Raw genomic sequence first — 13,373 nt, 5'->3', positions numbered from 1 at the left:
GGGCATTTTGGAGGTTTTCTTGTTGGAGCGGACTGAGAAATTTAGGAACTGGCATCGGTTTAATTCGATTATCTTCTAGTCCCTATTTTACCCGGCTTTATGTATTCTAGATGATAGTCAGCTTATGAAAATCCGGTTCCCCTGCCCTCTTAGGGAAGGGGCTAGGGGTTAGGCTGAGTCGGCAACGCAGCGAGATAGACCTCTCCCCCAACCCCTCTCCTGAAGGAAAGGGGCTTTGAGCAGGCTCATGCTCTCATTCAGCAATGCCAAATCTTCATTTGCTCTCATCGCTTTGTCACCGCATTATTAGAACGCGTTCAGTCTCCTCTCATAGAACAAGCGCATTGTAGAAGTCACAGCAGTAGCGCTGTGCTAACAACACCACTACGGTCTACAACATCTAAGGAGTTACTTTGATGAAACGCTTTATTCTGGGCACCGTCTCAACGGTGCTTTTATCAACTACGATCGCCCCTATGGTACAGGCTCAGGTAACGCCCGAAGCAATGCCTGCTGATGCCGAAACATTGGGAATGGCTGTCACCCCTTTTAATCTGGTTTACCTTGCCTATCAAGGCTTTTTTGAGAGCGAGGGCATTCCTAAGTTTAATGGACTAGCCACTGGTTATCGACAGGGTGATGTCACGGCTGAAAGCCTGGTGAAAGTCGCAGTTAGTATGCGTCGGTTGGCTCCTGACACCGTCAACGACCGATCGTACTTGGCAGCAGTAGAACATCAGCTTAATTCACTGACTCGGAATACATCAGACAATTAGCTCTTTTTCAGCTAAGTTTCAGTTAATCTGCATCTGAGAGGAACTGCTTTGATTTCAATACCGAGATCAAAGCAGTTCTCGTTATTTAAGAAGTCAGAGATGTTTTTCAGCTTGACTGTAAAGTCCCAACAAAAAACTAGGGCATCTGTCCGGGTTATTGGCGATCGCCCTGCGCCACTACGCTGCTCCATGCTTCCAAAAAAGTGATTGTGGAAGTCTGCCTTAAGACTGGAGTACACTATTGGGTTGTGTTGAAAAATGAATTAGGAAGAATTATCTCCTTTCTACTCATTTTTGCAGCACAACCTTATTGTGAATCGAAAACTTCAACTCAACAGGTGAAACTAGACATGGCTAAAGTTTTAATTATTGGTGCAGGTGGGGTTGGCAATGTTGTTGCCCACAAATGTGCTCAAGCTAAAGAGACATTTTCCGAAATCCTCCTTGCCAGCAGAACTGAGAAAAAATGTCATGCTATTGCTAAGGCGATCGCCCATCCCAATTTTTCGACTGCTCAAGTAGATGCAGATCAAACAAGGGAAGTCATCGCCTTAATTAAAGATTTTCAGCCCAGTATTGTCATCAACGTTGCCCTGCCCTACCAAGATTTATCCATCATGGATGCTTGCTTAGCAACTGGAGTTAACTACCTTGATACCGCAAACTACGAGCCACCCAACGAAGCAAAATTTGAGTACAAGTGGCAATGGGCATATCAAGAGCGATTTCAGCAGGCAGGTATCATGGCGATCTTGGGTTGTGGCTTCGATCCGGGAGTGACAGGCATCTTCACGGCATATGCGCTCAAACATTACTTCGACGAGATTCACTATTTAGATATTATTGATTGTAATGCAGGCGATCATGGGCACCCGTTTGCTACCAACTTCAACCCCGAGATCAACATTCGAGAGATTACGCAAAAAGGTCGATACTACGAAAAGGATGATTGGGTCGAGGTCGCTCCGCTTTCAATTCATCGTCCTATTGACTATCCCGAAATTGGATTGCGCGAATCCTACCTGCTGTACCACGAAGAACTAGAGTCGCTTGTTAAGCACATCCCTACCCTTAAACGCGCTCGTTTCTGGATGACTTTTTCAGAGAATTACATTACCCATTTGCAGGTGTTGCAAAATGTGGGAATGACCAGTATCGAACCCATTGATTACCACGGTCAAAAAATTGTTCCTCTACAGTTTCTCAAGGCAGTTCTTCCCCAACCCGCTTCACTGGGAGAAAACTATCAAGGACAGACTTCTATTGGTTGCCATATTCAAGGCATTAAAGACAACAAAGCCAGGACTTACTATATCTACAATAACTGCCATCACGCAGACACCTATCGAGAAGTGGGCGCCCAGGCAATTTCTTATACCACTGGTGTTCCAGCTATGCTGGGCGCTCTGCTGATGGTGACAGGCAAATGGCAGGGTGCAGGAGTATTTAATGTAGAACAACTAGACCCTGATCCATTTTTGCAAAAGCTGGGCACCTACGGTTTACCCTGGCATGAGCTAGTTGATCAGTCCTATGCATTTGCTAGTGAGCAGGAGTAGTAGCTTGAACTATTCTAAAATTCCTTCTCCCTGTTATGTACTAGAAGAGAGAAAACTGATCCATAACCTTGAGTTGATCCGTTCTATTCAAGAGAGATCTGAGATTACTGTGATTCTGGCGCTAAAGGGTTTCGCAATGTTTAGCGCTTTCCCCATTGTTAAACAATATTTGGCTGGAACTACTGCCAGTTCATTGTTTGAGGCAATGTTAGCACGGGAAGAATTTGGCGGAGAACTGCATCTTTATCTGCCAGTTTATCAAGAGCATGAATTTACAGCGTTGATTCAAGGAGCGGCGCATGTTACGTTCAACTCTCTTAATCAATGGCAGCAGTTTAAAGAACAAACTCTAGCTGCCCACGTTTCGCCAGGACTACGGATTAATCCAGAATACTCACCGGTAGAGCATGAAATCTATAATCCTGCTTCTTCGTTTTCTCGCTTAGGAATTCGGGCTGAGGTGCTGGGCGATCGCCTCCCTAGCGGCATTGAAGGGTTGCACTGCCACAACTTATGCGAAAGTGATTCCTACGCCTTGGCAGAAACTTTAGAGCAAATTGAAACCCGCTTTGGACATTTTTTCCCTCAGGTTAAATGGCTCAATTTGGGAGGTGGGCATTTAATGACCCATTCAGGCTATGACGTTGAACATTTCATCAAGGTCATTGCTGACTTTAAAGCCCGGCACCCGCACTTGAAAATTTATCTCGAACCTGGTGCAGCGGTCGTATGGGAAGCAGGATTTTTGCGGGCACGAGTATTAGATCTGATCGAAACTCCGGGAGTGGCGATCGCCATGCTAGATGTCTCATTTACTGCTCATATGCCCGACTGCTTGGAAATGCCTTATCAACCAAAAATTCGAGGGGCAAACGAGCCATCTGGAACCTATACCTACCGAATGGGTGGACTGACCTGCCTGGCTGGAGATGTGATGGGAATGGGCGACTATGCCTTTGCAGAGCCGCTCCAGATAGGCGACACAATTCTATTTGAAGATATGATGCACTACACCATGGTGAAAACTTCTATGTTCAACGGTATTCAGCATCCGGCGATCGGAATCCTGCGTCAAGATGGGACTTTTGAGCCAGTTAGAACATTTGGCTATGAGGATTATAAGAGCCGATTGTCTTAATTTTTAGATGAATCTCAAGAGCAGTAGTTTTTGTCTCTACGCTGAGATCAGACTACTGCTCCTTAGAGGATGTCTGAGAAGTCTAGATTGTTATCCGATCCGCCCCCTAAATCCCCCATTCTGGGGGACTTTGAAGGAGGACTTGTTCGGAAGTCCTGCCCCAAAATGGGGGGTTGGGGGGCGAGTGTAAGAATCTTTGATACTTCTCAGACATCCTCTTAGGTTAAAGATTTGGCAGAGTTTCTTGAGTTTGTTGTTGAACTACGCTGCTCCAATCATCTTGGGTCACTGCCGCCTCTAATTTATCAGCCCGATCGCTCCCTTCTTCTACAGACAATTCTCGGTTCAGATCAGCCTCTGCCATTGCTTTTCGCAGCTTTAGCTTTTTCTCATCGTAGGCTTGACGTTCTGCCTCAGACATCGCGGCGATCGCGGCAGCCCCGACCGTGGTTGCCCAAAGTTGATTGTCTGCGTTATTGCCGGGTGGGATTGTCTTTAGTTCAGCAATCCAGCTATTTTGGAGAGCTTCCATATCATCGCGTTTAGGAAAGTCGAAGGGTTGCACCCGAACAAAAGCACAGGTGTCTTGACCCAGTTGTGTTAAATGTCCTCGCAGAGAAAGGGCAACATTGCGAGAATAGCCAACGTATTGCGTCTGGCGATCGCAATTTAGCACTGAATATACCCCAGCGATTTTGGCAGTTCCGACAGACTCACACCAATCCGTTAAAGGTACGATAGTTTCAGTAGATAAACCTGTCTTGGCGATCGGGGTTTCTAGCGCACTATGTTCATCGTCGGAGCTATACAAAAACCCGTGCAGCCCTTGATGAGCCTGCGGCACATTTTGATGTTCGATGGGAATTAGATTGTCAGTTTCCACTAGGCAATTCCGGGTAAGGAGCAGTTGTCCTATTTATTATCCTTGATGAATGTGTTCTATTATCAGAAAAAATTAAAATGCTAGCGTTTTCCTCAACTCTTTTCTACAGAAAATTAGCTTAGAGCAGGCTTGTTCTTTCCGCAATACCCTGAGTCGATTGAGGAATTGCTAACTTCTGGGCTGCAACGCTATGGTGGGAGAGTTTTAAGCATTAGCGAATCTCTCCTTGTTATATTTGAGCGGGACTCTTGAGAAAACAAAGTTAATCTTTAGCTATGATCCATTGGCACACCAAGCGATTATCGATGATGATCCATTGAGCTACTAGGCGATCGCGCTTGGTTTCTTGAGGTGTCGAGATGTGTGTATTAATATTTTTTTCAGTTGTGCAGATCATGGTTTCCTCCGTTATCAGTAGCGTAAATTGAGTGAAGTTTTAAGTTCTAAAGTTTATACAATCGTTGTTACAGATTGGATTTAGAACAACATTCAAATCATTACTCAAATCATTCTCAGACTTCAATTGCAACAGGAAAATCTCATTGCGGGCAAGTCAAATAGGCTTGTAGTATTTATCAAATTAAATGAGGTTTTTAGATTTGGCAGTTTGAAAAAGTTAGAGAAAGTCAGATTTTCAGAGGATGTCTGAGAAGTATCAAGGATTCTTACACTCGCCCCCCAACCCCCCATTTTGGGGCAGGACTTCCGCACCAGTCCTCCTTCAAAGTCCCCCAGGATAGGGGATTTAGGGGGCGGATCGGATAACAATCTAGACTTCTCAGACATCCTCTCAAATAGAAAAGTGAGAAGCTCAGCAACTTTAAAGGTCAGCTATTGAGAAAATTGAGTAAAATCTGCTACGTGCGTTAATTCAGCAAACCAATGGGCAAGGCAATGACCTTACAGAAACCTTTGAAAGATTTGGACAAGCGATCGCAAAAACATAAGCTAAAAGCAGCCGCAAAACAACGATTTAGGGGCACCTGTGCTTATTGTGGATGCGTTCCCCGTTTTTTGACTGTAGATCATGTTGTAGCGCGATCGAAGGGCGGTTTTGATGTCCGGTCTAATCTGGTTGCAGTTTGCCGACGTTGTAACAAAAGTAAGGGAAGTCGTCCTCTTTGGGAGTGGTGGCAAGCGTCTCCTTGGTGGAATGAGGAGAGAGCCTATCAGCTTGCCTCTGAGGTGCTGATCTGTAAAATTAAGAGTGCAAACTAATGCCATAAATCAAACCGATTTTTGCTTTTTCTGTACGGCTAATATTTCTGCCATACAGAATTTAAGATTCGCAAGAAATAACAGCCCCGGTTTTTACCAAGACTGTTACTTCACAAAACTTTTTAAATTATGCAATCTCGAACTTACCCTACTTCTGCCGTCATTTTTATCACTGTCTCTATACAGGCTGCTGGCTCAGCCACAAGCAAGTTCTTTCCAGTGTTGAGAGCATTTCTCGGCGCAGTCCAAGGCTCTAAGCAGTAGAAATTCTTTCCTTTAACTGCCCAAAATACTAAGGTTGAGTAGTGCTCGTCATACTCAACGGTAAGCTTCAAGTTGCGGCTTTTATCAGCGACAGTTGCCGATCGCCCTTGCAGGTTGATAAATGAAAAATCAATTTCCTCTTGCTCAAAGTCAAAGTGCCCCGGAAAGTTAAGGTCTTCTGCTGCCCCTTTAGACTGGTATTGAGTTGAGGGGAAATCAACAGTGAGTTGGCTTTTATCGGTGACTGCAAAATAAGGATGAATTCCCGTCGAGAAGGGCATTGGCTGATCTGAGAGATTAGTGTGACGGCAGCGCAGTTCTAAAGAATTGCCACGCAGAGTGTAAGTATAATTAAGCTCAAAGTCAAAGGGATAGCTCGATCGCGTCGTTTCATTGCTCTTGAGGCTAACAGTGAGGCTAGCTCCGGTATCAGTCGCTTGATCTGTCACCTGCCAAGGAAGATTGCGAGCGAAGCCATGGGGAGGAAGCTTATACGGCTGCTCGTTGAGGCTGTAGGTGTCTCCTGCGAGGTTGCCACAGATAGGAAATAAGAGGGGTATGCCACCTCGCACAGTCAGGGCAGGATCTTTAAAGCGATCGCTATCTAAGTAAAATAATTCTTCGCCCTCTACCTGCCAATGGGTAACAATGCCGCCCCGTTCGGGCACAACGGCGATTTGAGCCTCATCATCTGATAACAGATAGGTTTTGTACTGTTGCTGCTCAATTACAATTTCAGACATGAGAAACCCCTAAAAACATCTCTCACTACCGTCTCACACAACTGCTGCTCTACAAAAAACTTTCAATTTGAATTTGTCCACGAGAGACGGTGGACACAAGCCAAGCTAGCTAGAATGCTGAAGGTGCACCAAAGCCTGAGTGCCAAAATTGAGTCAGGCGATCGTCCCATCTGGGCTGACTTAGAGACTGATCTACTGCTGAGGCTGTGTAAGCATATTGAGAGCCTACCTGACCCTTCTTCTTAGGAAGAGCATCTCAAAAGTCCCTCTTTAGAGAATGTCTGAGAAGTCTAAATTGCTATCCGAGCCGCCCCCTAAATCCCCCATTCTGGGGGACTTTGAAGGAGGACTGGTGCGGAAGTCCCCCAGAATGGGGGATTGGGGGGCGAGTGCAAGAATCCTTGATACTTCTCAGACATCCTCTTAAGGAGTCAGGGATTTCTTCTGCGTAAGTCCTAACTTAGTCAAATGAGTGTGAAAGTAAAACTACATTGGAGCGGCTCAGGAAAAAACAAGCATCGTGCTTATCGGTTAGATCGCTGGCAGCAGATGATGGAGATTTTATTTAAACGCCAAACACGTCGGCAACCTGATAGCCAGAAAGACTTTAGCGTTGCTGAATTGTAGTATGAAAATCAAAGCCCCTTTTCTTGAAGAAAGGGGGCTTTGATTTAGATTCATTCTTTCATCAATAAAAGCTTAAGCTAAACCCCCTCCAGCGATCGCGGGAACGTATTGCGAAAATAAGGTAAGCATTTCGTGGTTAAAGGCTGGAATATCTTGGGGCTGACGACTAGTAACCCAGTTTTTATCAATCACGACTTCTTGATCAAGCCAGTTTCCTCCAGCATTAACAATGTCGTCTTGAATAGAGTGATAGCTGGTCAGATTTCTCCCCTCAACAATGCCAGCAGAAATTAGCTCCCATTGAGCATGACAAATAGCAGCGATCGGTTTGTCAGAAGTTTGAAATTCTTTTAGAAACCTTTTTACATCCTCATTCACTCTGAGGTTGTCTGCATTAAGGGCACCTCCAGGTAGCAGGACTGCATCGTAAGCATCTGCGCTAATACCGTCAAGCGTGCCGTCTGGTTGAATTAATGCCCCTTTTTCATGGTGGCGAAACCCTTGAATGGGCTTCATTGTAGGTGACAAAATTTTAACAGTTGCTCCTGACTCTTTTAAAGCGCGTACAGGCTCTGTAAGTTCTGCTTCTTCAAAACCGTCTGATACCAGAACTGCAACTCGGATGTTAGATAAATCAGCCATAACTACACTTCCTTAGATTAGTGGTTTTTGCATATGTAGACAAAGGTTAGACCCATTTCAACTTGGCTGCATCGCTCTGTAGAAAGAACTCAACCGATCTTTTGGCGATCGCTGCCACTACCCTGTCAGAGCATTAAGGTCGTGTTCTAGACACGGGGAATTGTGGCAGGGCAAACGAGGGAGTTGCTCATCTCTCTTGCCGTCCCTAACCTTAGGGTTGTTAAACCGATTTTCTGTCCCGTCTACCCCAGCACGGATGCTGACAAACACGGCAGCACGGATGCTGACAAACAACGCTACAAATGCGGCAATGCAGACTGCCCCCAACATCGCTTCATTTTGACCACTCTTGCCGGATACGGTTTTACTGGCGAGCGATCGCTTGAGATCAGTTGTTGAGAATCAGGAGGCGATTCAAGCCAGAAACGGTGTTTTTCACTAGACCTATGTTGGTCTACCTCCCTTAACTCTGAAGAGATAAGGGAGTTGCGTGAAAATAAAACCCCAATGGGATGCATTGACTTATCAGCCCCCTAAATCCCGCATTCTGGGGGACTTTGACAGGTTCGGAAATCCCCCAGAATGGTAGGGACGATTCTCTAAGAAGAGAAAACTGCTTGAATCCCATAATCTCGTTAGCCATCAAAATAGGAGCAACGTAACAATGCGGGATTTAAGTTTTTTCTCCAACTAACGAATCAGCCCTACCCCAGAATGGGGGATTTAGGGGGCAGTTCGGGGCGTTATTTAATTGCAACTCCCTAAGACCTGCGGAAAATTTCAGTATCCTCAGGTTCACAACATTACCCAGTGTGTCTGATTTGTAAGATGCTACTATTCATCTAAACTTTGAAATAGCAGAACGCTATGCCTCCTATTTTGCAAGCCAGATTGCTGGGGGAATTCTCCTTGATTTGTGACGGTTCTCCAGTGCCAGCAACTCTGACTGGGCGATCGCAGGCATTGCTGGCGTATCTGCTGCTGAACCGCCACACACCTCAACCTAGACAACGGCTCGCCTTTCATCTCTGGTCAGAATCTACAGAGCCTCAAGCTCGAACCAATCTTCGTAAAGAGTTAAGCCATTTGCGCCGTGCCCTACCTAACGCGGAACAGATTCTATCAGTGGATGCCAAAACCCTACAATGGCAGCCCAAGACTCAGTTTACACTCGACGTAGCTCAGTTTGAGGAGGCGATCAAGGCAGCACAAGCTACAGATTCTAGCCTGGCACAAGCTGCATTAGAGCAAGCCGTAGAACTGTATCGAGGAGATTTGTTGCCGGATTGCGACGATGAATGGATTATCCCTGAGCGCGATCGACTTCAGCAGATGCGAGTCAGAGCCTTAGAGCAACTCATCAATTTATTGGAAGAACAGCGAGCCTACCGGATTGCCCTGGGCTATGGGCAACAGCTTTTGCAATTTGACCGCCTCAACGAATCCACTTACTGTGTTTTGATGCGGCTGCATAACCTGAGCGGCGATCGAGCTAATGCTCTCCAGCTTTACCACCGCTGCATGATAATCCTGCGAGAAGAGTTAGGCATTGATCCTAGCCCTACAACGCAGAAGCTATATGAACAATTGCTACGAGAAGACGAGTTGCCAGAAGACGAATTACCCGCTCAAACTACCACACATTTTCGTCCATTAACACTTTTGCATCCTGCTCTATCACCATTAGTGGGACGTAAGCGGGAATGGGAAATAATTCGGCAGTGGATGGGTGCGATCGATTCTGCGGCTTCCAGCGAAGTGCTGCTGCTGCTAGGCGAACCTGGAATTGGTAAAACTCGATTGCTAGAGGAACTGCGAGAAGTAATGCAGTCAGGACGGATGCAGGGGCACATCTTGTGGGGACGGGCATTTGCCGCAGAGATGGTACGACCCTATGGTATCTGGATTGATGCGTTGCGATCGCTTGAACTGCCGCCAGTTACCCTGTCTCCAAAATTGGGTTTCCTGTTGCCGGAGATAGATCAACCCATTATAGATCCGCCCGACCGGAGCCATTTGTTTGATGCAGTCATGCAACTGCTAGCAGAATGGGCAAATCAATCTCCGCTCGTGGTAATTCTTGATGATATTCAGTGGATTGATGAGGCTTCGTCTGCGTTGCTACACTATGCGATTCGCTTGCTGAATCACTTACCCGTGCAGTTTGCTTGCACCGCCCGTACTGGAGAGCTAGAGGCAAATGCGGAAGTCTCACGAGTGGTGCAAGCTCTCCGGCGAGAGCGACGACTGCAAACTTTGGAATTGCCTGCCTTCAATCGTGAAGAAACGGCTGAACTGATTCGCAGTGTCAGTGGCAACGCATTAGATCTGTCATTAGAAGTCGTTGATCAAGTGTTCATCGACAGTGGCGGCAATCCGTTGTTTACACTGGAACTTGCTCGGGCTTCAACTCCAAATCAATCGGTTCAGGCAGATACTTTAGAAGCGTTGATTGGCGATCGTCTCCGACAATTGAACGATACTGCTTATGACCTTTTACCATGGGCAGCTGCATTAGGACGAAGCTTTAAACCAACGATGGTAGCTCAGGTTGCAGACTATCCCCTGGCGCAGTTGTTACTGTCGATCGAACAGCTTGAGCAACGAAGCATCATTCGCCCAAGCACATCAATTGGAAATGAAATGGGATACGATTTTTCCCATGATATTGTGCGGCAGGTCGTCTATCGTCAACTCTCAGAACCACGTCGTCGTTTGATTCATCTACAGATTGCGCATCAGTTGAATCAACGCACCACTCCCGACCACGCTTTGGCGGGTGATATTGCCCACCATGCCGCTCTAGGGGGAGATCCTGAATTGGCTGCTGCTACTGCCCTACTAGCCGCAGAGCGCTGCCTAAAATTATTTGCCTATGCAGAGGCATCAAAGCTGGCGCAGCAAGGAATGCATCACAGTCAGCAGCTAGACAATTCTTCACGGGTGCGTCTCCAGATCGGGCTGCTCAAGTGCTACATTTCAGCAGGTGTGACTAAGGAACAAGTTCCGCAGATTGAAGCGACGCTGCACCAGTTAATTGCCGAAGCGATCGCGCTTAATCTCAAAGATGAAGAAGCGATCGCCCTAGAAGCTTTGATTGCGCTGAGCTATGACTACAATAATTTGACCAGTGTGCATCAGCACGCCCTGAGAGCCGCAGAACGAGTGCGATCGGCGAGTCCGGCTGTGATGGCGCGAATGCTGGCTCATAGCGGCTGGTGTCTAGCTGAAATTGAGCGCGACATGGATCGGGCGGAGGCGCTGTTGCTAGAAGCTCAATCATTGGCGGCTAGGGTTGAGCTAGAAATTTGTGATATTGCCTGCGGTCTGGGCTGTGTGCATCGCCATGCCGCAGATTTTACTGAAGCACATTTGCTGCTCGAACAAGCGTGGCACATGGCACAAGCCGAACAGGATCACTGGCGGGAATGCGCCTGTCTGAGCTACTTGGCAATGGTGCAGCTAGAAACGGGTCATCCAGCCAGGGCGATCGCCTACTCGACAGAACTGGCAACCGTTGCTACCAAAATTAGTGGTGAGGGGAGTGAAGGCGCGATGGCAGTAGCACTCACTGCCTTAGCAAATTATCAGCTTCAGCAGCCCAATCAGCTTCAGCAGCCCGAAGCCGAAGTCGCTTTGGAGCAAGCGATCGCTACCTTACAACAGATAGATGCCAAGCGGATGCTTGCTTATGTGCTAATTGGCGCTGCCGAAGTGGATCTGGTAAGTGAACGGTTCGCGATGGCGGCAATTCGAGCCGAAGCCGCCTTACAATCTGCTCAGATCATGAATCAGCCTAGCGAAACTGCTTTGGCTTGGGCAGTTTTGATTCAGAGTTTTTTAGCAGCAGGTGAACTAGACCGGGCGATTGCACAGTTCCAAGCACCACATCGTCCCACCGATCGCCATGCCCTCAGTACTCGCGCTCAAACCGCTGTTGATCGGGTTATCATGCAATGCAGAAAGATTAAAGAGGGAGAAACGCATGGTTCGCGTCCTGGTTGAAAAAGCCTTTAAGCCACCGATTACTGAAGACAAATGGAATCACGACATCGCAATTGGTATTCCTTGCCATCAAGCCCATGACGTGAAGTGGATTCGATCGATGATGGCACGCGATCACATCTCGGTTGTGTGCGAATTTGAAGCACCAGATGCCGAAACAGTCCGGCGATCGTTTCGTAAAGCTGGGTTACCGTTTGTGCGGATCTGGACGATCGATATCTTGGAACCTATCTCCGATTGCAATGGCACGATTAGCACCCAAGGCTGGTGTCCAAACCAACCCACCTCTCCGGACTAATGTTGACTGCTTCAGATTAGGACTCAACACTGCCAGAACGCTTCGGGAACGCTTCGGGAACGCTTTGGGAACGCTGCGATCGCTAACTTAGTTTCAGATGCAGAAATGCATTAGTCACTCACTCGTTAGCCCAGGAGACAGCCATGACGACCCAAACTTTTGACACGACTAAAGCCGAAGCATTCGCGGAACGGATGCTGAATATCCTCAACGGCGGCGCGATCGCCCTGATGACTTCGATTGGTCATCGCACCGAACTGTTTGACACGATGGCAGAATTGCCGCCCTCCACTAGTCAACAAATTGCTGATGCCGCTGGACTCAACGAACGCTATGTGCGGGAATGGCTGGGTGCAATGGTGACTGGTCGGTTAATAGATTATGATGCGATCGCCAAAACCTACGCTTTGCCTGCTGAACACGCTGCCTTCTTGACCAGAGCAAAGGCATCCGACAATATTGCCGCCTTTGCTCAATTCATTCCGTTGTTGGGAACGGTGGAAGAGCAAATTATCGACTGCTTCTACAAGGGTGGCGGTGTGCCATATTCCGAATTTAAACGCTTTCATGCGGTGATGGCGGAAGATAGTGGTCAAACGACTGTATCTGCCTTATTTGATCATGTGCTGCCCTTAATTCCTGGGCTGGCAGAAGCGTTGCAGCAAGGCATTAATGTTTTAGACGTGGGCTGCGGCTACGGGCGAGCGATCAACAAGCTGGCGGGCGCTTTTCCAAACAGTCGATTTACAGGCTATGACTTTTCAGGGGAGGCGATCGCCATTGCCAACGCCGAAGCTCAACTGCATAAACTTGGGAATATCCAGTTTGAAGTTAAAGATGCCGCAACGCTGGAAGAGCGCGATCGCTACGATTGGATCACGACCTTCGATGCCATTCACGACCAGGCAAAGCCCGATGTAGTGTTACAAAAAATTTGTCAGGCACTGCGTCCAGATGGCGTTTATCTAATGCAAGATATCCACGCCGCAACGAATGTAGATGGCAATCTAGATCACCCGATCGGCTCCTTGCTGTACACCATTTCCTGTATGCACTGCATGACTGTTTCTCTCGCCTATGGCGGCATGGGTTTAGGAACAATGTGGGGAAAAGAAAAAGCGCTACAAATGTTGGCTGAAGCAGGTTTCAAGCAAGTCGAGATCAAGCAGCTAGCGCACGATTTTCAGAACGACTACTACATTATTCGCAAAAGCTAAAAC

12 protein-coding genes are annotated in these 13,373 nt (G+C 47.3%); 8 read left to right on the top strand and 4 right to left on the bottom strand.

Translation table 11 applies throughout. The features are described 5' to 3' along the window. The first annotated feature begins 416 nt into the window (after positions 1–416). The 3 genes from KME11_21250 (at position 417) to nspC (ending at position 3,473) form a co-directional block, all read left to right on the top strand. A complete protein-coding gene (locus KME11_21250) occupies positions 417–776 on the top strand; it encodes a hypothetical protein (protein MBW4517739.1) in 360 nt (119 codons plus the stop codon). A 350-nt stretch (positions 777–1,126) separates the two neighbouring features. Next, positions 1,127–2,335, top strand: a complete 1,209-nt coding sequence (locus tag KME11_21245) for a saccharopine dehydrogenase family protein (protein MBW4517738.1) — start codon at positions 1,127–1,129, stop codon at positions 2,333–2,335. Next, positions 2,310–3,473: a carboxynorspermidine decarboxylase gene (gene nspC, locus KME11_21240; GenBank protein ID MBW4517737.1), complete on the top strand. Its 1,164-nt coding sequence runs from the start codon at positions 2,310–2,312 to the stop codon at positions 3,471–3,473. The genes KME11_21245 and nspC overlap by 26 nt, the downstream gene beginning before the upstream one ends. 223 nt (positions 3,474–3,696) lie before the next feature. Here nspC and KME11_21235 read toward each other — a convergent pair whose 3' ends face one another. After that, positions 3,697–4,356, bottom strand: coding sequence for a GIY-YIG nuclease family protein (locus tag KME11_21235; GenBank protein MBW4517736.1), 660 nt, complete (start codon positions 4,354–4,356; stop codon positions 3,697–3,699). A gap of 882 nt (positions 4,357–5,238) precedes the next feature. Here KME11_21235 and KME11_21230 point away from each other — a divergent pair. Then, on the top strand, positions 5,239–5,574 hold the full coding sequence (locus tag KME11_21230; protein MBW4517735.1) for an HNH endonuclease: 336 nt from the start codon (positions 5,239–5,241) through the stop codon (positions 5,572–5,574). Between the two features lie 143 nt (positions 5,575–5,717). Here the strand turns inward: KME11_21230 and KME11_21225 are convergent, their stop codons facing one another. After that, the gene (locus tag KME11_21225) at positions 5,718–6,581 is read right to left on the bottom strand and encodes an aldose epimerase (GenBank protein ID MBW4517734.1); all 864 of its coding nucleotides are present in this window, start codon (positions 6,579–6,581) and stop codon (positions 5,718–5,720) included. Positions 6,582–7,049: 468 nt separating this feature from the next. Here KME11_21225 and KME11_21220 point away from each other — a divergent pair, with 468 nt between their 5' ends. Further along, positions 7,050–7,208 (top strand): hypothetical protein, encoded by a 159-nt coding sequence (locus KME11_21220; GenBank protein ID MBW4517733.1) that lies wholly within the window; start codon positions 7,050–7,052, stop codon positions 7,206–7,208. A 72-nt stretch (positions 7,209–7,280) separates the two neighbouring features. Here KME11_21220 and KME11_21215 read toward each other — a convergent pair whose 3' ends face one another. Next, positions 7,281–7,850 carry a type 1 glutamine amidotransferase gene (locus tag KME11_21215; GenBank protein ID MBW4517732.1) on the bottom strand — a complete coding sequence of 190 codons (570 nt, stop codon included), beginning with the start codon at positions 7,848–7,850 and terminating at the stop codon, positions 7,281–7,283. A gap of 117 nt (positions 7,851–7,967) precedes the next feature. Then, positions 7,968–8,180 (bottom strand): hypothetical protein, encoded by a 213-nt coding sequence (locus KME11_21210; GenBank protein ID MBW4517731.1) that lies wholly within the window; start codon positions 8,178–8,180, stop codon positions 7,968–7,970. 537 nt (positions 8,181–8,717) lie between these two features. Here KME11_21210 and KME11_21205 point away from each other — a divergent pair. The 3 genes from KME11_21205 (at position 8,718) to KME11_21195 (ending at position 13,370) form a co-directional block, all read left to right on the top strand. Continuing rightward, entirely contained in the window at positions 8,718–11,855 is a 3,138-nt protein-coding gene (locus tag KME11_21205; protein MBW4517730.1) for an AAA family ATPase, read from the top strand. After that, positions 11,836–12,153, top strand: coding sequence for a DUF4242 domain-containing protein (locus KME11_21200; protein ID MBW4517729.1), 318 nt, complete (start codon positions 11,836–11,838; stop codon positions 12,151–12,153). The genes KME11_21205 and KME11_21200 overlap by 20 nt, the downstream gene beginning before the upstream one ends. A gap of 143 nt (positions 12,154–12,296) precedes the next feature. Beyond that, on the top strand, positions 12,297–13,370 hold the full coding sequence (locus KME11_21195; GenBank protein ID MBW4517728.1) for a class I SAM-dependent methyltransferase: 1,074 nt from the start codon (positions 12,297–12,299) through the stop codon (positions 13,368–13,370). The last annotated feature ends 3 nt before the right edge of the window (positions 13,371–13,373 follow it).

Source organism: Timaviella obliquedivisa GSE-PSE-MK23-08B (assembly GCA_019358855.1).
Taxonomy (GTDB): domain Bacteria; phylum Cyanobacteriota; class Cyanobacteriia; order Elainellales; family Elainellaceae; genus Timaviella; species Timaviella obliquedivisa.
The sequence above is the reverse complement of the archived record's forward strand: the minus strand, read 5'-3'. Positions and strand labels throughout refer to the sequence as shown.

Bases quoted from the DNA above. Each gene is read 5' to 3' on its own strand.
- KME11_21250 (MBW4517739.1), top strand. From the start codon at position 417: ATGAAACGCTTTATTCTGGGCACCGTCTCAACGGTGCTTTTATCAACT.
- KME11_21245 (MBW4517738.1), top strand. From the start codon at position 1,127: ATGGCTAAAGTTTTAATTATTGGTGCAGGTGGGGTTGGCAATGTTGTT.
- nspC (MBW4517737.1), top strand. From the start codon at position 2,310: ATGCATTTGCTAGTGAGCAGGAGTAGTAGCTTGAACTATTCTAAAATT.
- KME11_21230 (MBW4517735.1), top strand. From the start codon at position 5,239: ATGGGCAAGGCAATGACCTTACAGAAACCTTTGAAAGATTTGGACAAG.
- KME11_21225 (MBW4517734.1), bottom strand. From the start codon at position 6,581: ATGTCTGAAATTGTAATTGAGCAGCAACAGTACAAAACCTATCTGTTA.
- KME11_21220 (MBW4517733.1), top strand. From the start codon at position 7,050: ATGAGTGTGAAAGTAAAACTACATTGGAGCGGCTCAGGAAAAAACAAG.
- KME11_21215 (MBW4517732.1), bottom strand. From the start codon at position 7,850: ATGGCTGATTTATCTAACATCCGAGTTGCAGTTCTGGTATCAGACGGT.
- KME11_21210 (MBW4517731.1), bottom strand. From the start codon at position 8,180: ATGTTGGGGGCAGTCTGCATTGCCGCATTTGTAGCGTTGTTTGTCAGC.
- KME11_21205 (MBW4517730.1), top strand. From the start codon at position 8,718: ATGCCTCCTATTTTGCAAGCCAGATTGCTGGGGGAATTCTCCTTGATT.
- KME11_21200 (MBW4517729.1), top strand. From the start codon at position 11,836: ATGGTTCGCGTCCTGGTTGAAAAAGCCTTTAAGCCACCGATTACTGAA.
- KME11_21195 (MBW4517728.1), top strand. From the start codon at position 12,297: ATGACGACCCAAACTTTTGACACGACTAAAGCCGAAGCATTCGCGGAA.